Source organism: Streptomyces canus 299MFChir4.1 (genome assembly GCF_000383615.1).
Classification (GTDB): Bacteria; Actinomycetota; Actinomycetes; order Streptomycetales; family Streptomycetaceae; genus Streptomyces; species Streptomyces canus_C.
In genome coordinates this window covers 331,511-353,358 of sequence record NZ_KB911588.1, presented here as the reverse complement: position 1 = coordinate 353,358, position 21,848 = coordinate 331,511, and the positions used below count along the sequence as shown (strand labels likewise).

The following is a 21,848-nucleotide window of genomic DNA, read 5'->3' as shown; positions in this document are numbered from 1 at the left end:
TTCGTGATCGGATACTCCCTGGTCACCGACTGCCCAGATCACTAGCCTCGGCTTCTCATCCACACCTGTCCGGGGGGCCTCATGCAAACGCGCACGACACGGCTGACGACAAGAGCCGCAGCAACTGTCGTAGGAGTCTTACTCGCGTCAGGGTGCGGCTCGGCGCAGGAGCCCAAGAGCGTTGCTGAAGCCTCGTCCGCCACGGCTTCGGACAAGGCCGCGGTGGCGCCCCTGACGATGGCGCAACTCAAGGACCTCGCCTTCAAGGACGGAGAAGTCCCGCAAGCCCACGAGCCCATCGAGGTGCAGGAACCTCGGCCGCAGGGAAGCGGACAATCCTTCCCGCCCATATCCGTACCCGCCTGCCAGCCACTCATCGACATCCGCAATGGCAAGAGGTCATCGGCTCACGTCTTCCAGATCTTCAACTGGAAGAAGAACATCATGGGCGGCAGCTCGACGCTCGCCTCCTATGAGGAGGACAAGGCCGAACAGCGCTTCGCGGAACTCAAGAAGGCCCTCGCCACCTGCCGGTCCTACGAGGGCGAAGGCTACGTCGGACCGTTCAAGGTGAAGGTGACCACGGAGACACCGCCGCAGGTCGGCGAAGAGGCGGTGGCCTTCTGGGAGACCATCCCCGTGGGGCCGGAACAGCCCGAGGCCCGCAACGAGCAGTTCATCGTGGTCCGCACAGGGAACACCATCGCCGCGTTCTCCGAGCTCAGCGTAGGCGCGCGCCTGTCGTTCCCCGTCGAACTGATCAGTCGGCAAGTGGAACGTCTGCACAACGCTCAGCAACCTTGATCACAGACTCAACGGCTGGCCGACGCCCCGGTAGGCATCGGCCGGCTGTATCTGCCCAGGTCAGTCCGCCAACGGCAGGAAGACGCGGTTGCTGGCGGCCGCAAACTCCTTGGACTTCTCCAGCATCCCGGCCCGGCCTCCTCCGGGGTGGCACCGGCGTCACCAGCGAACCGCTCTGTGATGATTTGACTGATCTTCGTCAACTACGCGGGAGGAGCGAAAGGATTCCTGTTGGGCGCCGATGGAGCATTCCACCATGATTCGGGCGGCGGGACAGGAACCCAATCCGGTCCACGGTGGTCCAGCCACCACCTGCCAATGGTGTGGAACTTCTCTTCAAATTCGCGATCCCAGAATAGGAAACCGGTGAGAGGTGCCCGCAGGCTGGTGCGGCGGCCGCCCGCTTCGTAGATCACGACGGTCCGGTTCCCGAGGACAGCCTCGATGCGGATGGCTTGGACGTCGTCCCACTGGATGGTCCGGCGTCGCAGGTTGTGCACGATGGCCGTCGACTGCGTGAGCGTGACGCCGAAACGCCTATTCGTGATCAGCAGCACGAACAGCAGGGCGGCCCACGTACCAGACGTCTTGGCCACCTCAGCGCCCGACAGCGCCCCAGCCACCCACTCCCAGATGCGCGTCCCCATGACGACGCCGAGGAGAGGCAGAACGGGCAGCACGCGTTGCAGACGCGTCGACCGGTAACGGAGGGCCTTCGGCGGCACGGCCCCGGCCTGTGATCGCTCCACCAACCCCACCCCTCGCACGATGCAGCCGTCGCCGGCACATGATCGACAAGGCAGCATGGCGCACCCGGGACACGCTGTCCATCCGTCTAATCCTGGAAACGCCAGGTCCGTCGCACGCGGGCCTCAGTCCACGATCGGCAAGTACACCCTGTCGAACGGGGAAGGCAATGCAGTCACACTTACGATGCCACGAACTCCAAGGTCCAATCGGCAGTGGTCACTGGCCTGGTCGACGACCACGCTGCAACCACCCCAGCGACTGCAGCACTCGACGGCTGCTGCCGCCCCAAGAAGGAACCTCAGGACTCGATGCCACGGACAGCAGCAGTGATGCCGTCCTTCTTGAACGGCTCGACCAGACCACGGACAACTGCCACGAGCGCCTTGGGTTCCGGGAAGATCCTCCACACGTCTGCGTGGCCGTCGATCCATTGAAAGTGCTCAAGCGTAAGGATGCGCGCGGCGGTCGACATGATCGCGAATCTCGTACCCACCCGTCACCCGGGTAACTGGATACCTCGGCGGGACCCGCCCGAAAGTGGCTGCACCGAAGCGCCGCCCCGGAAGCGAAGTTTCTCGGAGCGGCGCTCGTGGGGGCGTCAGTCCGCGAGCGGGAGGTAGACCCGGTTTCCTGAGGCCGCGAACTCCTTCGACTTCTGCAGCATCCCCTCAGCGACCTCCTCTGCCGTCGCCCCCGCAGCCGCCGTACCGCCGAACTGTGCTGTGATGCTTTGGCTGATCTTCATCGAGCAGAACTTCGGCCCGCACATGGAGCAGAAGTGAGCCGTCTTGGCCGGTTCGGCCGGGAGGGTCTCGTCGTGGAACTCCCGGGCCGTGTCAGGGTCGAGGGCCAGGTTGAACTGGTCCTCCCAGCGGAACTCGAAACGGGCGTCCGAGAGGGCGTCGTCCCACTCCTGGGCGCCTGGATGTCCCTTGGCGAGGTCAGCCGCGTGGGCGGCGATCTTGTAGGTGATGACACCCGTCTTGACGTCGTCCCGGTTCGGCAGGCCCAAGTGCTCCTTGGGCGTGACGTAGCAGAGCATCGCGGTGCCCCACCAGGCGATCATCGCGGCACCGATGCCGGAGGTGATGTGGTCGTAGGCCGGCGCGACGTCGGTGGTCAGCGGGCCGAGCGTATAGAACGGAGCTTCATCGCAGATCTCCTGCTGAAGGTCGATGTTCTCCTTGATCTTGTGCATCGGGACGTGTCCCGGGCCCTCGATCATGGTCTGTACGTTGAAACGCTTCGCGATCCGGTTGAGTTCCCCGAGCGTGCGCAACTCCGCGAACTGCGCCTCGTCGTTGGCGTCCGCGATCGAGCCGGGCCGGAGGCCGTCGCCCAGCGAGTACGTGACGTCGTAGGCGGCGAGGATCTCGCACAACTCCTCGAAGTTCTCGTACAGGAACGACTCCTTGTGGTGCGCGAGGCACCACGCCGCCATGATCGAACCGCCGCGCGAGACGATTCCGGTCTTGCGGTTGGCCGTCAGCGGTACGTACGGCAGGCGCACGCCCGCGTGGACTGTCATGTAGTCCACGCCCTGCTCGGCCTGCTCGATGACCGTGTCCTTGTAGATCTCCCAGGTCAGCTCCTCGGCACAGCCGTCGACCTTCTCCAGCGCCTGATAGAGCGGCACCGTGCCGATGGGGACGGGGGAGTTGCGCAGCACCCACTCGCGGGTGGTGTGGATGTTGCGGCCGGTGGAGAGATCCATGACCGTGTCGGCGCCCCAGCGGGTCGCCCAGGTCATCTTCTCGACCTCCTCCTCGATGGAAGAGGTCACCGCGGAGTTGCCGATGTTGGCGTTGACCTTCACCAGGAACCGCTTGCCGATGATCATCGGCTCGATCTCCGGATGGTTGACGTTCGCCGGCAGCACCGCGCGGCCCGCCGCGATCTCCTCGCGGACCACCTCGGGAGAGACGTTCTCCCGGATGGCCACGTACTCCATCTCCGGTGTGATCTCACCGCGTCGGGCATAGGCGAGCTGTGTGACCGCCTCGCCGTCACGGCTGCGGCGCGGCTGGCGGGCCCGCCCAGGGAAGACCGCGTCGAGGTTGCGGAGGCCACCCCGTGGTGAGGTGTGCTTGATCCCGTCGTCCTCGGGGCGCACGGGACGGCCCGCGTACTCCTCGGTGTCCCCGCGGGCGATGATCCAGTTCTCCCGCAGTGGCGCAAGGCCCCGGCGGACGTCCGTCTCGGTGAGCGGATCGGTGTACGGGCCCGACGTGTCGTACAGCGTGACCGACTGCCCGTTGGTGAGGTGCACCTGTCGGACCGGCACCCGCAGATCGGGGCGCGAGCCCTCTGGGCCCGTCACATATCCCTTGTGCCAGCCGATGGACTTCCCGGCCTCCTCGTCGTGCTGGTCGGAGGCAGGCGTGCGCGCGTCCTTGATGGTCATGAGACCTACTCCCTACGCCGGCATTACCCGGTAACAGGTTCGGCGGTCGACGCAGCGGCTTCCGTCTGCCGACGTTTCGTGGGGAACGTCACTCGCTTGAGATGACGTTCCACGTGAAACATCGCTGGGACGGAGGTCAGCGCCCTCTCAGCCCGGTGCTCCGAGCTCCCGCGTGTACAAAGGTGGCTCCACGCTAGCGTCAATTCTGGCGCGGTGAACAGAGGGCCCCTGTTGTTCTTGCGATGATCGGGCGGTGACCACGACGCATCAGCCCCCGTACCCGCCCCCCGAGCCTCCGCGTCGGCCGGGCTCCGGAAACGGCCCTGGGCACGGCCCCGGCAGCGGTTCCCGCGGTGGCTTCGAAGACAGCGGCCCCGGCGGGACCGGTGGGGTCAGCGGGGCCGGTGGCTGGCACGAGCATGAGGGTGAGCACAGTGGCGGTCATGGCGGTGGACATGGCAGCGGTCATGGCTACGGCCACGGTCAGGGTGCGAGCCACGGTGCCCCAGGCGGTGGTGGTCTGGGTGGCGGCGGCGGTCTTGGTGATGGCGGTGGCCATGGCGGTGACGGCCACCGCGGCGGCTCGGGAGACGAGCATGGCTCCGGAGACGGGCACGGACATGGGAGCGGGCCCGGCTCCAGCGGTGGGCACGGCCACTCGCACAGCCACGGACCGGCGACTCCCGTCTCCAAGCACCTGCGCAAGGTCATCGCGGCGATCCTCATCCCCTTCGGGGTAGCCGTGGTGGTGGGACTCGGCGTGCTGTGGCCCGGTGGCGCCCCGGCGCACGAACGCACCGGGGTCGGCTTCGACCGGCAGACCCAGCACGCGACGGTCAGCAAGGTCGTGAGCGTCAGCTGCAAGTCGGTGAACGCCTCGGGGGAGACCCCGACCGGGGACACCTCGACCGCCGAGGGCTCGTCCGCCGAGCAGCAGGCGAAGGGCAGCTGCAAGAAGGCGACGATCAGCGTCGACACCGGCAAGGACAAGGGCCGCACCTTCACGGAGATCGTCCAGCCGGACCAGTCACGGCAGTTGCACGAGGGCCAGAAGGTCGTGGTCGCGTACGAGCCCTCCGCGCCCAGGGACTTGCAGTACTCGGTCACCGACGTGGACCGCGGGTTCCCGATGGCGCTGCTCGCCGGCATCTTCGCGCTCGCCGTCGTGGTCGTCGGGCGCATGCGCGGTGTCATGGCGCTGATCGCGCTGGCCGTCAGCTTCCTGCTGCTGAACTTCTTCGTCCTGCCCGCGATCCTCCAGGGCTCGAACCCGCTGCTCGTGGCGGTGGTCGGATCGAGCGCCATCATGCTGATCGCCCTCTACATGTGCCACGGTCTGTCGGCCAGAACCTCCGTGGCGGTCCTCGGCACGCTGATCTCCCTGGTGCTGATCGGCGTCCTCGGCTCGCTGTTCATCAACTGGGCGGCGCTGACGGGCAACACGGACGACAACACCGGGCTCATCCACGGCTTGTACCCGTCGATCGACATGAGCGGTCTGCTGCTCGCCGGCGTCATCATCGGCTCGCTCGGTGTTCTCGACGACGTGACCGTCACGCAGACCTCGGCGGTCTGGGAGCTGCACGAGGCCAACCCGACGCTGGGCTGGCGCGGGCTGTACCGCGCGGGCATCCGGATCGGCCGCGACCACATCGCGTCCGTCGTCAACACCCTCGTCCTCGCCTACGCCGGTGCCGCACTGCCGCTGCTGCTGCTCTTCTCCATCGCGCAGTCCAGCGTGGGGACGGTCGCCAACAGCGAGTTGGTGGCGGTGGAGATCGTGCGCACACTGGTCGGCTCGATCGGCCTCGTCGCCTCGGTACCGGTCACCACGGCCCTCGCGGCCCTGGTGGTCTCGGCCGACCGACCGGGGACGGAGGCGGCGGGAACGGGAGCGTCCACGCCCGTACCGGCGATGAGTGCGAGCGCGGGGACGGCCGACAGTCGGCCGGCGGCTGGCCGCGGTGGGAAGGGGCGGCGGCGCAGGCGGTGAGAGGGGGCCAGGGCGGGGGCGGTCCGGAGCTCCGGTCCCCCTGTTCTCCGGCGCCCCGGCCCCGGCCCCGGCCCCGGCCCCGGCCCCGGCCCCGAGTTACCCTGCTCCGAATTACCGGCTCTGGACTCCGGACTCCCGGCTTTGAGTTACCAGCGCTCCCGGCTGCCTGCTGCAACCAAGAGACCCACTCGCTGCAAAACCTGTGCCAGGGCGCTGGATCGCGCCCCATCCGCTCCCGCCCCCCACCTCGTCGCCCCGAACAGCCCCGAGCAGCCCTGAGCGCGGAGCGACCCGCAGCCTGGGCGTTCCCACGGTTCCCATGGCCCCGATCACCCGCCCCGGCTGACAGGACTGACTGCGCCGTCCGCCCCGGCAGAATCACCCCGGCGGGGGCTCCACCCTGAGCTCCACCAGCGGGCACTCAGGGACGTCTTCCCACTCTGTTCCCGATCCGGCAGAAGCGTTCCTGCACCCTCCCACCCCACGCTGAAGCGTTCCGCCACCTCGCCACCGCAAGGTGTCAGCCCGCGCTCTGCTCCTCCGCCAGGATCCGGTCCAGCGCCTCGTCCAGATGGGTGTCGAAATCGGCCAGCGCGGCCTCCTGGCCCAGCGGCACCAACTTGTCCGTGCGGTCGAGGAACGCGATGATCGGCGCCGTCGACGAGCGGAACAGAGCCTGGTCGCCGCCGACCTGAAGCCTGATCAGCACATCGCCCAGCAGGTCGGAACCGGCGGGCGAGACCCGTACATCACCCTCCCCGCAGGGTCGTCCCACCCCGTCGATCAGCAGCTCGCGGCCGAAAGCCCAGGTCACCGGGGCATCGCCCGGGAGATGGAAGGTCAGCCGGACCGCGTACGGATCGCAGGCCTCGTAGCGCAGCTCCACGGGAATGCGGAAGGAGAGCTCCTCGGACACGAGAAAGCTCATCATGACCTCTGCCTGTACGGTCTCGCGCATCGCTTACCCCGTCATCTGCCTTCGTCGGCCGAAATGATCCCTCTGATACTGGTGGCATCTTGCTGAACGTGTACGACAGATCACAAGGAGTGAGTTTTCAGATACTGATAGAGATTGCCAGCGATCCCATCAAACGCCCGATTTCCTCTTGCAATTGCTGGGTGGCGGCCATCAATCGGTCTGCCTGATGAGCGGGCAATGAGATGGCCATCGTTGCCGCAGCGTTACCCACCGTGATCGGAATCGCCGCGCACACCGTCCCCAGTGCGTACTCCTGACGTTCGATCACCGGTCCCATTCGCGCGGTCCGTTCGAGACGACGGAGCAGACTGTGGCCGTCGCGCACGGTGTACGGCGTGATGGACTGCACGGGGTACCGGTCGAGATGGTCACGCCGGCGTTCGTCGTCGAGCTGGGCGAGCAGACACTGCCCGATGGCGTGTGCGTGCCCGGTCTCGCGAAAGTCGGCCCACTCCTCGACTGCCGGGTTTCCGGGGCTGTCGGAGACGCAGAGGACCTCGATCTCGCCGTCGCGGTACTGGGCGTAGTACACCGGCACGCCGATCAGGTCGCGCCAGTGCGCTAGCGCGTCGACGACGGTGCTGCGACGTTTCTGCTCGGCTCCACTGCTGCTCAGCCGCTCAGCCGCCTCCCCGAGGAAGAACAGGCCCTTGTCGCGGCGCAGATAGCCCTCGTGCACGAGGGTGCGCAGCAGGTGGTACGCCGTGGGGAGTGCCAGCCCGGTCTCGCGGGCGAGTTGTTTGGCGGGGGCTCCGTACTCGTGCTCCGCGACGGATTCGAGCAGGCGCATCGCGCGCTGGACGGACCCGATCAGGGTGGCGGAGTGGGCCTGTTCGGGAGGTTCGGAGGAGGGCGCCGCGTGCCGCTGGACGGGGGCGGACGGCCGTACGGAGGCGGTGGGCTGCAGGGGAGCAGACGCCGGTACCGAAGCCGTCGACCGGGCGGGATCGGGTGGCTGTCCGAGCGCTGACGCCCGTACCGGGGCTGTCGGCTCAACCGGAGCCACCGGCTGCGTCGGGCCCACCGGCTGGGCGGGGCCCACGGGCTGGGCAGCGGCTACCGGGCTTCCTGGAGCCGTCGGCCGTACCGAAGCCGTCGGCTGAGTCGGAGCCGTGGGCTGCGTCGCCTGCGTCGGAGCCGTCGTCACGCGGGCGTCGATCTGTGCGGGTGCGGTGTCAACCGTGGCCAAGGGTCACTCCCGGGGCGCGAGGGGGCAGCCCGTGCGGGGAACACGGGAGGGGGTGTACTCCGCTCGCGGGGTCGTCCCCGCGTCGAGTTCCGGACTTTAACGGTCCGCCACCGCACGTATACGGCCCGTCCGGAAAACTTCCCTCGCCCGAGGGAACGGGGCATTCCTGTTACCGGTCGCCCCGCCCGCTCCCGATGCTTACCAGTCGCTGCGCGAAGAGGAGCTCGACATGAACTTCCGCACGACGTAGACGAGACCGCCGACCAGGGCCACGAAGACCAGCAGCTTGAAGAGCAGGCCGATGACAAAGCCGACCACCGTGGCTATCAGCCCGCCGAACACGACCAGGGCGATGACCGGCACCGCGATCCACTTCACCCACCACGGCATCCCCGCGAAGATCTCTCCCATCGCACTTACCTCTCTGCAGTCCGGCACTGTCCGGCCCCTCTGGTACCGGATCCACCAATGTCCTGCACTCGATGCTAGGGCCGGGAGGTGCCGCTGCGGGGGCCTCGCATCCCTTGTCCTCCCCTGACTGATCCCCTAGGGAACCCCGAGACCGCAGGTCAGCTCTCGGGGGGAGAGAACACCACCATGACCCTGAGGTCCTCGCTGATGTGGTGGAACTTGTGGGCGACACCGGCCGGGACGTACACCACGCTGCCGCGCGCCACCTGCGTCGTCTCCATGCCCACGGTGATCGCCGCGCGTCCGCTGACCACGAAGTAGACCTCGTCCTGGTTGTGGGGCTGCTGCGGATCCTGGGCGCCCGCGTCGAGTGCGTACAGGCCGACGGACATGTTCCGCTCACGCAGGAACTGCAGGTAGGCGCCGTCATTGGCGGCACGCTCCGCCTCCAGTTCATCCAACCGGAATGCCTTCATGGACTTGGTCCGCCCTCGTCAGTGCCCGTAACCGATCTCTTCTGTCACGATCAGACACATGAAGAATTTCCTAGTCAAGACGATCGCCAACGCGGGTGCCCTGGCGGTCGCCGTCTGGCTGCTCGACAAGATCACCCTGACCGGTGGCAGCACCGGCAAGAAGGTCTGGACGCTGATACTCGTCGCGCTGGTCTTCGGCCTGGTGAACTTCCTGGTCAAGCCCATCGTGAAGGTGCTCACCTTCCCGCTGTTCATCCTGACGCTCGGCCTGTTCACGCTCATCGTCAACGCGCTGATGCTGCTGCTGACCTCGTGGCTCGCCGACAAGCTCGATCTGAGCTTCCACGTCGAGGGGTTCTGGACGGCCGTCCTGGGCGGCCTGATCATCTCGATCGTGTCCTGGGCCCTGCACGTCGTCCTGCCCGACGAGGACTGAGGAGGCATGACCTATCGCGTCTGTTTCGTCTGCACGGGCAACATCTGCCGTTCCCCGATGGCCGAGTCGGTCTTCCGCTCCCGCGTGGCGGAAGCCGGTCTGGAGGGCCTGGTCGAGGTCGACAGTGCCGGCACGGGCGGCTGGCACGAGGGCGACGGCGCCGACCCGCGCACCGTGTCCGTCCTGGAGGAGCACGGCTACGACGGCGCCCATATGGCCCGGCAGTTCCAGCCGTCCTGGTTCTCCCGCCTCGACCTGGTGATCGCCCTCGACGCCGGCCACCTGAGGGCCCTGCGACGCCTCGCGCCCACGCCGGAGGACGCCGGGAAGGTACGGCTGCTGCGTTCGTACGACCCCGCCGCGGGCGACGAGCTGGACGTTCCGGACCCGTACTACGGGGGCCTGGACGGCTTCGAGAAGTGTCTTGAGATGGTGGAGGCGGCGAGCGAGGGTCTGCTCGCCGAGGTGCGCGAGCGGACGAAAGGACGGGTGGCATGAGCGGCAGGGCTGCGGACCAGGGGGAGGGCACGCGCGCGGTACGGGCGGGACTGCCCGAGGCGGTCAAGAACGAACCGACCCTGCCCGGTCCGGCCTTCGCCGCCCATTTCCATCTGCCCGGCGAGGTCGACGGCCCGTACACCTACGGCCGCGACACGAACCCGAGCTGGAGCCTGCTGGAGCGCGCCATCGGCGAGCTGGAGGCGCCGGGGCAGGACGGAGTGGAGACGCTGGTCTTCGCCTCGGGCATGGCCGCCGTCTCCGCCGTGCTCTTCTCGCAGCTGCGGGCCGGGGACACGGTGGTCCTGCCCAGTGACGGCTACCAGGTTCTGCCGCTGATCCGCGCCCAATTGGAGGCGTACGGCATCGAGGTACGCACCGCGCCGACCGGTGGCGACGCCCAGCTCGACGTCCTCGACGGCGGGCGGCTGCTGTGGATCGAGAGCCCGTCCAACCCAGGCCTCGACGTGTGCGACATCCGGCGGCTCGTCGAGGCGGCACACGCGCGTGGTGCGCTCGTCGCCGTGGACAACACACTCGCCACCCCGCTCGGACAGCGCCCGCTGGAGCTCGGCGCGGACTTCTCCGTGGCCAGCGGCACCAAGCAGCTCACGGGGCACGGAGACGTCCTCCTCGGGTACGTCACCGGGCGCGAGGGCGAGGCCATGGACGCCGTCCGCCGCTGGAGGAAGATCGTCGGAGCGATCGCCGGGCCCATGGAGGCCTGGCTCGCGCACCGGTCGATCGCCACCCTCCAGATGCGGGTCGACCGGCAGAACGCGACCGCGCTCGTGCTCGCCGAGGCGCTGCGGAAGCGGCCCGAGGTGACCGGGCTGCGCTACCCGGGGCTGCCCGACGACCCCTCGCACAAGATCGCGTCGCAGCAGATGCGCCGCTACGGATGCGTGGTGTCCTTCACGCTGCCCACGCACACGCGTGCCGACCGTTTCCTCGACGCTCTGCGGATCGTGGACGACGCGACGAGCTTCGGCGGGGTGCGCTCCACGGCCGAGCGGCGTCGGCGCTGGGGCGGCGACGACGTGCCGGAGGGCTTCATCCGCTTCTCGGTCGGGGCGGAGGATCCCGAGGACCTGGTGGCGGATGTGCTGCGTGCGCTGGAAGAGTCGGCCGACTGACCGGCTCAGCAGCGGTTTTCCGGACACGCGTCATGTCCGGCTACGTACGACGGGCGGTCCGAGCCTCCCCCCTCGTGGCTCGGACCGCCCCGGTTCCCGCGCGCCAAGAACCGCGCGAACCAGGCTAGTTGACTCTGTGTCAGTGTCCAATCACAGTAGCGACAGGGGCCTATCGACATATTTATAGTTGGGCCCCTGCCCCGGAGCCGCCTCAGGGACCGGGCCAGGGCTCGGAGGGGGCGTCACCATGGATCTGGCCTTACTGCGCACCTTCGTGACGGTGCACCGGGCCGGTTCCTTCACCCGCGCCGCCGCACTGCTCGGGCTGTCGCAGCCGGCCGTCACCTCGCAGATCCGCACCCTGGAACGGCAGTTGGGCAGGCCCCTGTTCTTACGGCAGGCCCGCGGTGTGACCCCGACGACCATCGGTGACGAACTCGCCCACAAGGCCGCCCCTCATCTCGACGCCCTGGTGGAGATCACCGAGACCGGCCTGGACGACGAGTCCTCCCTTCGCACGCTGCATCTCGCGGGGCCGCCCGAGTTCACGGCCGAGCGAGCGCTGCCCGCGCTCACCGAGCTGACCGGCGAGGACGGCCAGGGTTTCGCCCTGCGGGCCTCCTTCGGGAACGCCGAGGAGACCCTGGAGGGTCTGGCCGCCGGGCATCACGATCTGGCCATCAGCACGGCCCGTCCGCGGGGTGCGCTGCTCACCGCGAGCACGCTCTGCGACGAGGAGCACGTCCTGGTCGCCGCCCCGAGCTGGGCCGACCAGCTCGGCCCAGGGGAAGCGGTCAAGCCGGTTCCCGGGGTCAAGCGCGCCCCGGCGTTCGAGGACGTCCCCGTGGTCGAGGTGCACGAGTCACTGCCCTTCGTCTCGCGCTATTGGGCCTCCGTCTTCGATTCCCGTCCGCCCGCACCGGGCACCGTCGTCGTCCCCGACCTGCGCGCGGTACTCGCCTGCGCGGTCGCGGGCGCCGGGCTCGCGGTGCTGCCGCGCTATCTGTGCTCGGCCGCCCTGGAACGCGGCGACGTCGTCGCGCTGCACGAACCCACCGTGCCCCCGCTGCGGACGTACTTCCTGGTGGTGCGTACCGGGACGCTGGCCATGCCGCATATCGCGCGGGCGCACGAATGGCTGCTGCGGGCGGCTGCCGACTGGTGTTGAGCAGGGGTTTCACGCTCTCGGCCCGGCGATCCCGACCGATGACGGCACACGATGTTTCACGTGGAACCATCCGGGCCACATTCCCCCCATGACCGTAAGACCCGTGGTCAAGCGCACCGCCCGTGCCGTCCTGCTCGACGGTGACGATCTGATCCTGATCAAGCGCACCAAGCCCGGCATGGATCCCTACTGGCTGACTCCCGGCGGTGGAGTCGAGCCGACGGACACGACCGTCGTCGACGCCCTGCACCGCGAGGTCTACGAGGAACTCGGCGCCAAGATCACCGACGTGGTGCCCTGCTTCGTGGACACCGTCGAGCACATCGGCGACGACGGCGGTGCGACCGGAGTGAAGGTGCAGCACTTCTTCGTCTGCCACCTGGAGTCGATGAACCCGTCCCTGCGGCACGGGCCCGAAGTGGACGAGCCCATCGGCGAGTACGAGATCGTCCGGGTACCGTTCACTCGCATCGGGATCGCGTCGGTCCACCTGGTCCCGCTGTCCCTGCGCCACTATCTGGACGGCAACATCGAGGGCGTACGGGCCATGCACGCCCCGGACCTGGGCTGAGCTCGCGCCAGGTCACTGGGCCAGGACGAGCTCCTCCACGGAGTCGTGGCGTATGCGTTCCGACGGGATCCCGAAGGACCTGAGCGTGTCCACACCGCTGCGGATCATGCCGGGCGGGCCCGAGAGGTAGGCGTCGTAGTCGCGCCATGGGCCGTACGCGCGTACGGCGTCCGGGAACCGAAGACGAGCCCGCTGGTCGACGACCGCACGGACCGACAGCCAGGGGTGGGACTGCTGGAGCCTGAGCATCGTGTCGATGGCGTACAGGTCGTGGTCGGTGCGGGCTCCGTAGAACACCTCGACCGACCTTCGTGCACCGTGTTCGGCCACGTCCTCGACCAGCGCCTTGATCGGAGCTATGCCAGTACCGCCGCCCAGGCAGAGCAGTCCCCTGTCGGTGGTGTGGTCCACGGTCATGGACCCGGTCGGCGGACCGAGCCGGATGACGTCCCCGGGGCGGGCCCGGTGCACCAGCGCGTTGGAGACCCAGCCCGCGGGGACGGCCTTCACGTGGAACGACAGCAGACCGTCGGAGCGGGGTGCCGAGGCGAACGAGTAGTGCCGCCATATGCGCGGCCACCACGGCGTCTCCAGGCTTGTGTACTGGCCGGCGAGGAACGGATAGGGCTGGTCGGGCCGGACGGTGACGACGGCGACGTCCGAGGTCCGCAGGTCGTGGGACACGACCTCCGCGAACCACCAGGCGGGGGCGCGCAGTGCGTCCGCGGCCGCCGCGTCGATCATCACCTGCGAGATCGTCGTGTACGCCCGGACCCAGGCCGCTTCGGTCTCGCTGTCCCAACTGCTGGAGGCGTACTTGCTCAGCGCGCCGATGAGGCACTCCCCGACCGCCGGATAGTGCTCGGCGCGGGTGCCGTACTTGCGATGGCCGCGGCCGAGGTTCTGCAGGTAGTCGACCAGCACAGGCGGGTTGTCGATGTGCTCGGCCGCCGTCAGCAGCGCCCTGAGCAGGCGGTCCCGCTGGGCGTCCATGGAGGCGGGGAACAGCGGTCGCAGACCGGGATGGCGTACGAAGAGCAGCGCGTAGAAGTACGACGTGACCTTCTCGGCGACGGGTGCGACCTCGGCCATGGTCCGGCGGATGCGGACGGCGTCCGGGGAGGGTGGCTGGTCCCTCGGGGGCAGGCCCGGGAGCTGTGAAGGCGTGGTGCTGAGCGCCGTGAGGGTGCCCTGGTACGGGGAGGAACGATGGACGGGGACTCGGGGACGTGCGGAGGGGGCCTCGTCCGGCCCTGTGGGGGGCTGAGCCGGAGCGGACCGCGGTAAGGGCGGTGTCTGCGCCGGGGGGCCTGTCTCGTACGTCCGTATCGGGCTCTGTGCCTCGTCGGCCAGGCCGGGTATCTCCTCGGTGGGTGCCGCCTCCTTCTCGTGGCCGGTCTCCGTGCCGGGGGGCGCTGTGTCCGAAGCGTCGGGCGGCGGTGCTGTGGCCTCGGCCGACGGGCCCGCCTCAGTGGCCGGCGGAGCTGCTGGAGAGGCGCCTGCCCATGGCCTGCCGACCGGGCGCGGCTCGGTCGGCCTGCTTCCCTCTGCCGTCTCGTCCGCGGCACCGGGCGCCGTCGTCGGCTGATGGTGTGGAGCGGACCAGCCGGCCCCGCCCCCGGAAGCGCCGTTGTCGGCCGACATACCGGTTGGAGCGTTCATGGTGTGCCTCGCCTCGAACATCTTTCGGTCGGTCTGCGCACTTCCTCGGCCGGAAGAGTCCTGCTTTCCCCCGCGGACGGCTTGTCTTCCCACTCGACGTCCCGGCCGACGCGACCACACTCAGCCCCCTGCAGCGTGCCACCGCGTCCGGACGCCGTGGCCGCATAACCACGAATGCGGGTCTTCGATCTGTCCGTCCCGTTAGGCTGCATTGCCCTCATCACTGGGCGTGGCGCACCAATTCATAGGCTTCCCATAGATCCATGCCGTCGTAGGAGTGGGTCGAGATGTCGGACAGGTGATGATCCGCGTTGACGGCCACCGAGACCGGCACCACGGCGAACAGGTCCTTGTCGGAGGATGAGTCGCCGTAGGCGATGCAGTCGGCCCGTGTCACTCCGAACTGCTCGCACAACCGGTCCGCGATCAGGACCTTGGCGGCGGCACTGAGTGCTCCGGTGGGATCCACGGGCTCGGTGAAGGGGACGGCCGGAAAACGGGACCCGTACGCGGCATGAGCTCCCCAACCGGTGAGCCGTTCCACAAAGAAGGACGGCGAGAGGGATACGACCGCGCAATAGTCGCCCTGCCCCCTGATCTCCGCCCAGACCTCACGAATACGGGCCAGCCATGGAGCCCCATCGAAGGCCGCGACGACGTGCGCCTCGGTCAGGGACGCCCACAGTGCGTAGACCTGCTGCGCGTATTCGGGCGGCCCTATCAGCCCGGCCCCGATCGCCTGGTCGAGCGCCACCGTCTCGGCCTCGACTCCAAGTTGCCGAGAGATCTGTACGGGCGCGCTGGTCCCGTGCAGCAAAGTGCCGTCGAGATCGAAGAGATGAAGTCTCGCCATGTCGTGAGGCTAATGGTCCAAAGCCCGGTGAAGCCTCATGGGGTACTTCCGACCGATCGCCGGACGGTCGTCGTTCTCCGATGTTTCACGTGAAACACCCAGTATCTGATCGCGCCCTGTGCGCTTGGCCACGACATGACCAAAAGCCGGTACGCACCCCGGGAAACAGGTGGACGCCGAGGCCACCCGTCGGACAGCCTGACCTGCGTGCCGATTCCTTCTCTCGCCGCTCTCCCCATCCGCCGTCTGACGCTTCGTGACCTCAACGCCTGCGCGGACTTGTCCGAGGACCGGGGGTGGCCACGCGAGGAGTACAAGTGGGGCCTCCTCCTCGCGGCCGGAAAGGGCTACGGCATCGACGACCCCGGCGGAGGCCTCGTCACCGCCTGCGTGGTCACGGAGTACGGCCCCTACAGCGAGCCCGATCTGGGAGCGATCGGGATGGTGCTGGTCGCCGAACGGCACGCCCGGCAGGGCATCGGCCGTCGGTTCATGCGGCACATTCTCTCGTCGATGGGCACCACCCCGCTGACCCTTCACGCGACGCCCAATGGCCGCCCGCTCTACGAGGAACTGGGCTTCAAGGTCACCGGCCAGGCGGAGATGCTCCGTGGACACTTCAGTCCGGACGGCCTCACACCGGCGGTGAGCACGCGCGCGGCCACCGCCGAGGACCTCGCCGCGATTATCCGGCTCGACGAGGAGGTGCTCGGTACGGATCGCACGCACCTCATCACCCGGTTGCCCGCCTTCGCCGACCAGTTCCGCGTCGCCGAGGAGAGCGGCCGGCTCACCGGATACGCGGCTGCCTGGCCCAACATGGACACGCATGTCGTGGGCCCACTGATCGCCCGTGACACCGAGACGGCCCAGGCACTCCTCACCTCGCTCGCCGCAGGTACCGACCGCCCCCTGCGCACCGACATCGACGTACGGCACGAAGAGCTACGGGCCTGGGCCAGGGAACGCGGTCTGGCGCCGGTCGCCCTCAACGCGGTCATGACGTACGGGATCCCGGAGTTGCCGGGCGACTGGAGTCGGCGGTTCGCTCCGCTGACGGTGGCTGCGCTCTGAGGCACGCCTGCACGACGGCGCCGGCGCCCCGGGTTTCGGGGAACCGGCGCCGTCGTACCCGGCTGCGGGCCATGCGGTTTCAGTGGTGCATCACGCTTCAGTGGCGCACCGCGGTCCGTTGCTCCGCGAGTGTCGCCCCCGCGACCACGGCGCTGGGAGCGCTGTCCCGGCGCTCCAGCACGGCCGAGAGGAACGCCAGGAGGAGAGCGCCCGTGGCCAGGGTCGCGCCCACCCAGTTGGGGGCGGTGTAACCGAAGCCGGCCGAGATGACCAGGCCGCCCAGCCAGGCGGAGAGGGCGTTGCCCAAGTTGAAGGCGCCGATGTTGACGGCCGAGGCGAGCGTCGGGGCCGCGTGCGCCTGGTCGAGGACCCTCTTCTGGAGCGGCGGCACGGTCGCGAAGCCCAGGGCGCCGATGAGAGCGATCGTGACGCCGGCCAGGACCTTGTGGTGCGCGGTGAGCGTGAACAGCGCGAGCACGACGGCCAGGGCGCCCAGGGAGACGTACAGCATGGGCATCAGGGCCCGGTCGGCGTACTTGCCGCCCACGAGGTTGCCGCCGACCATGCCGAGGCCGAAGAGGACCAGCAGCCAGGTCACCGAGCCGTCGGCGAAGCCGGTCACGTGGGTCATCATCGGCGCGATGTAGGTGATGGCGGCGAAGACACCGCCGAAGCCGAGGACGGTCATCGCCATGGCGAGCAGCACCTGGGCGTTCTTGAAAGCGGCCAGTTCGTGACGCAGGCGCACGCCCTCCGGCCTGGGCATCTCGGGGACGAGCTTGGCTATGCCGACCAGACCGACGACACCGAGGGCCGCGACGATCGCGAAGGTGAGACGCCAGCCGGCGCTCTGACCGATCAGCGTGCCCAGGGGGACGCCGACGACATTGGCGACGGTCAGTCCGGTGAACATCATCGCGATGGCTCCTGCCTTCTTGTCCGGAGCCACCAGGTCGGCGGCGACGACCGAGCCGATACCGAAGAAGGCTCCGTGGGCGAGGGAGGCGACCACGCGGCCGATCAGCATCACTGTGAAGGCCGTGGCGAGGGCGGAGAGCAGGTTGCCGACGATGAACAGCCCCATCAGCAGCATCAGCATCCGCTTGCGCGAGATCTTGGTGCCGAGGGCGGTCATCAGCGGGGCGCCGAACATGACGCCGAGCGCGTAGCCGGTGACCAGGAAGCCGGCGGTGGGGATGGAGACCCCGAAGTCGTCCGCGACCTCGGGCAGCAGCCCCATGATCACGAACTCGGTCGTTCCGATTCCGAAGGCCCCGATCGCGAGGGCCAGAAGCGCGAGCGGCATGGGGGGACACCTTCCCAGACGATTGCAGGAGCATGTTGCGCACGCTCACAATAATTGCAGACGCTTTATATTGGCAAGCGATGGTAATCGCGGATCGTTCCTGCCTCCCGGGCAGGCACCTCGGGACGGAGGACGCAGGCCCCATGACCGCCACAGACCCCTTGCTCACGGCCCTCGCCCAGGGCCGGTGCGCGCTCTCCCTGCTGCACGGACGGATCGAGGCACACATCGAGAAGGCCCTGCAGTCCGCCCACGACCTCAGCGTGCGCGAGTACTCCCTGCTCGACGTCCTGGGCCGCCAGCACGACGGCGAGGGCGGACACCTGCAGATGAAACAGGTCGCCGACGCCGTCGTCCTCAGCCAGAGCGCCACCACCCGCCTGGTCACCCGCCTCGATGACCGCGGCCTGCTCGCCCGCTACCTCTGCCCCACCGACCGCCGCGGCATCTACGCCGACGTCACCGACACCGGCCGCACCCTCCTCGACCAAGCCCGCCCCACCAACGAGAAGGCCCTCCGAGAAGCCCTCGACCAAGCCGCCACCCACCCCGAACTCGCCCCCCTCGTACGAGCCCTGGAGGCCCTCGGCACACCTGCGGTGCCCGCACACGAGTGCCCCGCATAGGGTTCGGACATGGGAGAACTCGACATTCGGCCTGCCACGACGGACGACGTCTCCGCGATCGTCGACATGCTCGCCGACGACCCCTTGGGCGCCCAGCGTGAGTCCCCGTACGACCTGGCCCCCTATCTGGCCGCGCTGGAACGCCTCTCCTGCGACCCGAACCAGCATCTGGTCGTCGCCACGCGGAAGGATCGCGTGGTCGGCACGCTGCAGCTCACCGTCGTCCCGGGGCTGTCACGGCGCGGTGCCACGAGATCGATCATCGAAGGGGTGCGCGTCCACGCCGACGAGCGCGGCAGTGGGCTCGGGTCCCGGCTCATCGAGTGGGCCATCGAGGAATCCCGCCGTCAGAACTGCCAGTTGGTACAGCTGACATCCGACAGCACCCGCACGGACGCCCACCGCTTCTACGAACGGCTCGGTTTCACAGCCTCACACGTGGGCTTCAAACTGGCTCTCTGATCCTCGCCGTGGCCGCTTCCTCACTGCACGGCAAGGCGCCCTGTTTCACGTGAAACAGGGCGCCGCTTCGGCCAACCGGCCAGGGATGCCTAGCCGATGCCGCGCCACCCCTCCGGGTCCACTCCACCCGGCACGGAAGACCCCTCGTCGTACGGCTGCCGGGCGAACACGAACGAACCGAGGTCGAGATGGTCCACGGATCCGTCAGGCCGCCGTACGGCCTTGAGGACCTCTCCTTGGAAGTAGCCCTCCAGGCCGGTCCAGGTGCCGTCGGCGTTGGCCCGGAACCGCGAGCGCCGGCCTGCGCCCGACAGGGGCTCCAGCGAGACGAGTCCATCCGCCGTCAGCCGTAGGGCGAATCCGTTCGTTCCCCAGTACCACTGACCCGCCAACTCCAGTGCGGGTGCATCGGCTTCCCGCAGCGGGCGCCACGGCTCGGGGATCCTGGGCTCGGCCTCGGCGACGATCCGTACGAGATCGGCCCCTACGACGGACAGCAGCGGGCCAGACGTGCAGTTGGCCAGCACGACCGCGGCGACATCGTCCGTCACGCTGATCGTGAGATTCGCGAGGAAGCCCGGCAGCGAGCCCGAATGGCCCACGAGCAGCCGTCCGTCGCGGTGCTGGATCTGCAACCCGAGCCCGTACGTGGCACCGTCGGCGAGATCCCCCGTCCCGGAGGGTGCCGCGGGCGTGCGCATCTGACGCACGGTCTCCGCGCACAACACCCGGTCGTCCCCGTGCGCCAGGAAGTCCGCGAAGCGTGCCAAGTCTTCTGTCGTGGACCAGAGTTGCCCGGCTGGAGCCATGCGTCCGAGGTCCTCGGACGGCTCGGGCAGCATCACGTCGGCCCACGGATGGACCGCCCAACCGCCCGCATGGGGTGCTTCCGGTCGGCCACTCGTACGGCCGAGACCAAGAGGTGTGAGTACTTCACGCCGGAGCACCTCCTCCCACGGAGCCCCGCGCAGCTTCTCGACGAGTGCTCCCAGCAGGGTGTAGCCGGGGTTCGAGTAGTGGAAGAGTCGTCCCGCCGGATGAAGGAAGGGATTCTCGCCCAGTACGTCGGCGAGTTCGGGACGCAGAGCCCCTGAGGTGCGCTCCCACCAGGGCGCTGGGGACTCGGCGGCCAATCCACCGGTGTGGGCGAGGAGTTCGGCGATGGTGGCCTCCCCCGCTCCCGTGCCGGGTACGTGCTTCTCCAGTGGGTCGCCGAGGTCGAGCAGCCCCTCGTCACGCAGTCGCAGGACGAGGACGGCGGTGAAGGTCTTGGTGATCGAGCCGATGCGGTACTGCACGTTCTCGTCCGGGCCGTGCCCGTCCACCGAGGTGCGCGTGCCGTGCCACACGGTCCGTCCGTCCCGCACGACCGCCGCGACCAGTGAGGGTGCCCTGCCCTCCGCCTGGGCCACGGCGATCCGGTGCAGCAGCGCCCGGCGCGTGCCGGGAAGCAGCTCTTCCTGAGATGTCGTCATGCCCCCAGTCCATCCCGCGAGGGACGCGGACGTCGACTTCTTTAGCCCCGGGGAGATGGTGGACGGCCGACACCGATGCCGCGAGGCGCGGACCTCACGTCTGAGCCATGTCCACGAAGCGCGAGTAGTGGCCCTGGAAGGCGACGGTGATCGTCGCCGTCGGGCCGTTACGGTGCTTGCCCACGATGATGTCCGCCTCGCCCGCGCGGGGCGACTCCTTCTCGTAGGCGTCCTCACGGTGCAGCAGGATCACCATGTCGGCGTCCTGCTCGATGGACCCGGACTCACGCAGGTCGGACACCATGGGCTTCTTGTCGGTGCGCTGCTCGGGACCGCGGTTGAGCTGCGAGAGCGCGATCACCGGGACCTCCAGCTCCTTGGCCAGGAGCTTGAGGTTACGGGACATGTCCGAGACTTCCTGCTGACGGCTCTCGGAGCGCTTGGAACCACCGGCCTGCATCAGCTGCAGATAGTCGATGATCACGAGCTTGATGTCGTTGCGCTGCTTCAGCCGCCGGCATTTCGCCCGGATCTCCATCATCGACAGGTTCGGGGAGTCGTCGATGTAGAGCGGTGCTGAGGACACCTCGGGCATCCTGCGCGCCAGCCGGGTCCAGTCCTCGTCCGTCATGGTGCCCGAACGCATGTGATGCAGGGCCACCCGCGCCTCGGCCGACAGGAGACGCATCGCGATCTCGTTGCGCCCCATCTCCAGGGAGAAGATGACGCTGGGCAGGTTGTGCTTGATCGAGGCCGCGCGGGCGAAGTCCAGCGCGAGGGTGGACTTGCCCATGGCGGGACGGGCCGCGATGACGATCATCTGACCCGGGTGCAGGCCGTTGGTGAGCGAGTCGAGGTCGGTGAAGCCGGTCGGCACACCGGTCATCTCGCCGCTGCGCGAACCGATCGCCTCGATCTCGTCGAGCGCGCCCTCCATGATGTCGCCGAGCGGCAGATAGTCCTCGCTGGTGCGCTGCTCGGTGACCGCGTAGATCTCGGCCTGGGCGCGGTTGACGATCTCGTCGACGTCGTCGTCGGCCGCGTATCCCATCTGGGTGATGCGCGTCCCCGCCTCGACCAGGCGCCGCAGGACGGCCCGCTCGTGGACGATCTCCGCGTAGTACTCGGCGTTCGCCGCCGTCGGAACGGTCTGGACGAGGGTGTGCAGATACGATGCGCCGCCGACCTTGTTGATCTCGCCGCGCTTGGTGAGCTCAGCGGCGATCGTGATGGGGTCGGCCGGCTCGCCCTTGGCGTAGACGTCCAGAATCGCCTGGAAGATCGTCTCGTGGGCGGGCTTGTAGAAGTCGTGGCCCTTGAGGACCTCGACGACGTCCGCGATGGCGTCCTTGGACAGAAGCATGCCGCCGAGGACGGACTGCTCGGCGTCCAGGTCCTGGGGCGGGACCCGCTCGAAGGCCGTGCCCCCGCCCTCCCATGTGTCCGTGTCCCTGCCGCGGTCGTGCTGCTCGCCGCGCCCCCGGCCCCCGTCGCCGCGGCGACGCGAGGAAGGCAGACGATCACTGGGACCGCTGTCGGCCCACGGGTCGTCCAAGGGCTCGGAAATACTCACCG

Annotated in this window: 22 protein-coding genes and 1 pseudogene; 10 read left to right on the top strand and 13 right to left on the bottom strand. The window is 68.6% G+C overall.

Annotated features, from left to right (window positions below; all coding sequences use genetic code 11):
• The first annotated feature begins 81 nt into the window (after positions 1-81).
• A complete protein-coding gene (locus tag H293_RS53770; protein WP_028808007.1) occupies positions 82-804 on the top strand; it encodes a hypothetical protein in 723 nt (240 codons plus the stop codon).
• 60 nt (positions 805-864) lie between these two features.
• Here H293_RS53770 and H293_RS61670 read toward each other — a convergent pair.
• The 4 genes and pseudogenes from H293_RS61670 to thiC all read right to left on the bottom strand — a co-directional run.
• Positions 865-963, bottom strand: a pseudogene (locus H293_RS61670) (thiamine biosynthesis protein ThiC); the annotation flags it as partial.
• Positions 964-1,007: 44 nt separating this feature from the next.
• The gene (locus tag H293_RS0119515) at positions 1,008-1,562 is read right to left on the bottom strand and encodes a hypothetical protein (RefSeq protein ID WP_020119536.1); all 555 of its coding nucleotides are present in this window, start codon (positions 1,560-1,562) and stop codon (positions 1,008-1,010) included.
• A gap of 290 nt (positions 1,563-1,852) precedes the next feature.
• Positions 1,853-2,026, bottom strand: a complete 174-nt coding sequence (locus tag H293_RS0119510) for a hypothetical protein (protein ID WP_158694428.1) — start codon at positions 2,024-2,026, stop codon at positions 1,853-1,855.
• Positions 2,027-2,152: 126 nt separating this feature from the next.
• Positions 2,153-3,958 (bottom strand): phosphomethylpyrimidine synthase ThiC, encoded by a 1,806-nt coding sequence (gene thiC, locus H293_RS0119505; protein ID WP_020119534.1) that lies wholly within the window; start codon positions 3,956-3,958, stop codon positions 2,153-2,155.
• A gap of 520 nt (positions 3,959-4,478) precedes the next feature.
• On the opposite strand from thiC, the gene H293_RS0119500 reads away from it, so the two are divergent.
• Complete coding sequence (locus H293_RS0119500) at positions 4,479-5,951, top strand: YibE/F family protein (RefSeq protein ID WP_028808006.1); 1,473 nt, start codon at positions 4,479-4,481, stop codon at positions 5,949-5,951.
• A 520-nt stretch (positions 5,952-6,471) separates the two neighbouring features.
• On the opposite strand, the gene H293_RS0119495 is transcribed toward H293_RS0119500, so the two are convergent.
• The 4 genes from H293_RS0119495 to H293_RS0119480 form a co-directional block, all read right to left on the bottom strand.
• Complete coding sequence (locus tag H293_RS0119495) at positions 6,472-6,909, bottom strand: SsgA family sporulation/cell division regulator (protein ID WP_007383236.1); 438 nt, start codon at positions 6,907-6,909, stop codon at positions 6,472-6,474.
• A 97-nt stretch (positions 6,910-7,006) separates the two neighbouring features.
• Positions 7,007-7,744: an IclR family transcriptional regulator gene (locus H293_RS0119490; protein ID WP_078612621.1), complete on the bottom strand. Its 738-nt coding sequence runs from the start codon at positions 7,742-7,744 to the stop codon at positions 7,007-7,009.
• A 573-nt stretch (positions 7,745-8,317) separates the two neighbouring features.
• Entirely contained in the window at positions 8,318-8,530 is a 213-nt protein-coding gene (locus H293_RS0119485; RefSeq protein ID WP_020119530.1) for a DUF5326 family protein, read from the bottom strand.
• Between the two features lie 158 nt (positions 8,531-8,688).
• Positions 8,689-9,006, bottom strand: a complete 318-nt coding sequence (locus tag H293_RS0119480; RefSeq protein WP_028808005.1) for a cupin domain-containing protein — start codon at positions 9,004-9,006, stop codon at positions 8,689-8,691.
• Positions 9,007-9,064: 58 nt separating this feature from the next.
• On the opposite strand from H293_RS0119480, the gene H293_RS0119475 reads away from it, so the two are divergent.
• The 5 genes from H293_RS0119475 (at position 9,065) to H293_RS0119455 (ending at position 12,815) form a co-directional block, all read left to right on the top strand.
• Positions 9,065-9,442 (top strand): phage holin family protein, encoded by a 378-nt coding sequence (locus H293_RS0119475; RefSeq protein ID WP_020119528.1) that lies wholly within the window; start codon positions 9,065-9,067, stop codon positions 9,440-9,442.
• Between the two features lie 6 nt (positions 9,443-9,448).
• Positions 9,449-9,940, top strand: coding sequence for a low molecular weight protein-tyrosine-phosphatase (locus H293_RS0119470; protein WP_020119527.1), 492 nt, complete (start codon positions 9,449-9,451; stop codon positions 9,938-9,940).
• The gene (locus tag H293_RS0119465; protein WP_020119526.1) at positions 9,937-11,076 is read left to right on the top strand and encodes a cystathionine gamma-lyase; all 1,140 of its coding nucleotides are present in this window, start codon (positions 9,937-9,939) and stop codon (positions 11,074-11,076) included. Before H293_RS0119470 ends, H293_RS0119465 begins: the two co-directional genes overlap by 4 nt.
• Before the next feature lie 247 nt (positions 11,077-11,323).
• On the top strand, positions 11,324-12,244 hold the full coding sequence (locus tag H293_RS0119460) for a LysR family transcriptional regulator (RefSeq protein ID WP_020119525.1): 921 nt from the start codon (positions 11,324-11,326) through the stop codon (positions 12,242-12,244).
• A gap of 88 nt (positions 12,245-12,332) precedes the next feature.
• The gene (locus H293_RS0119455) at positions 12,333-12,815 is read left to right on the top strand and encodes an NUDIX domain-containing protein (protein ID WP_028808004.1); all 483 of its coding nucleotides are present in this window, start codon (positions 12,333-12,335) and stop codon (positions 12,813-12,815) included.
• Positions 12,816-12,827: 12 nt separating this feature from the next.
• On the opposite strand, the gene H293_RS0119450 is transcribed toward H293_RS0119455, so the two are convergent.
• Together H293_RS0119450 and H293_RS0119445 are read right to left on the bottom strand one after the other, a co-directional pair.
• Positions 12,828-14,477 (bottom strand): globin domain-containing protein, encoded by a 1,650-nt coding sequence (locus H293_RS0119450; protein ID WP_397895347.1) that lies wholly within the window; start codon positions 14,475-14,477, stop codon positions 12,828-12,830.
• A 220-nt stretch (positions 14,478-14,697) separates the two neighbouring features.
• A complete protein-coding gene (locus H293_RS0119445) occupies positions 14,698-15,330 on the bottom strand; it encodes an HAD family hydrolase (protein ID WP_020119523.1) in 633 nt (210 codons plus the stop codon).
• A 207-nt stretch (positions 15,331-15,537) separates the two neighbouring features.
• Between H293_RS0119445 and H293_RS0119440 the strand changes: the two genes are divergently transcribed.
• Positions 15,538-16,404, top strand: a complete 867-nt coding sequence (locus H293_RS0119440; RefSeq protein WP_020119522.1) for a GNAT family N-acetyltransferase — start codon at positions 15,538-15,540, stop codon at positions 16,402-16,404.
• Positions 16,405-16,501: 97 nt separating this feature from the next.
• Here H293_RS0119440 and H293_RS0119435 read toward each other — a convergent pair whose 3' ends face one another.
• Positions 16,502-17,710: an MFS transporter gene (locus H293_RS0119435; protein ID WP_020119521.1), complete on the bottom strand. Its 1,209-nt coding sequence runs from the start codon at positions 17,708-17,710 to the stop codon at positions 16,502-16,504.
• Positions 17,711-17,853: 143 nt separating this feature from the next.
• Between H293_RS0119435 and H293_RS0119430 the strand changes: the two genes are divergently transcribed.
• A complete protein-coding gene (locus tag H293_RS0119430) occupies positions 17,854-18,336 on the top strand; it encodes a MarR family winged helix-turn-helix transcriptional regulator (protein WP_020119520.1) in 483 nt (160 codons plus the stop codon).
• A 9-nt stretch (positions 18,337-18,345) separates the two neighbouring features.
• Positions 18,346-18,798 carry a GNAT family N-acetyltransferase gene (locus H293_RS0119425; protein ID WP_020119519.1) on the top strand — a complete coding sequence of 151 codons (453 nt, stop codon included), beginning with the start codon at positions 18,346-18,348 and terminating at the stop codon, positions 18,796-18,798.
• A gap of 89 nt (positions 18,799-18,887) precedes the next feature.
• On the opposite strand, the gene H293_RS0119420 is transcribed toward H293_RS0119425, so the two are convergent.
• On the bottom strand, positions 18,888-20,273 hold the full coding sequence (locus H293_RS0119420) for a serine hydrolase domain-containing protein (RefSeq protein ID WP_020119518.1): 1,386 nt from the start codon (positions 20,271-20,273) through the stop codon (positions 18,888-18,890).
• A 94-nt stretch (positions 20,274-20,367) separates the two neighbouring features.
• A complete protein-coding gene (gene dnaB / locus H293_RS0119415) occupies positions 20,368-21,846 on the bottom strand; it encodes a replicative DNA helicase (protein ID WP_028808003.1) in 1,479 nt (492 codons plus the stop codon).
• Positions 21,847-21,848: the final 2 nt, after the last annotated feature.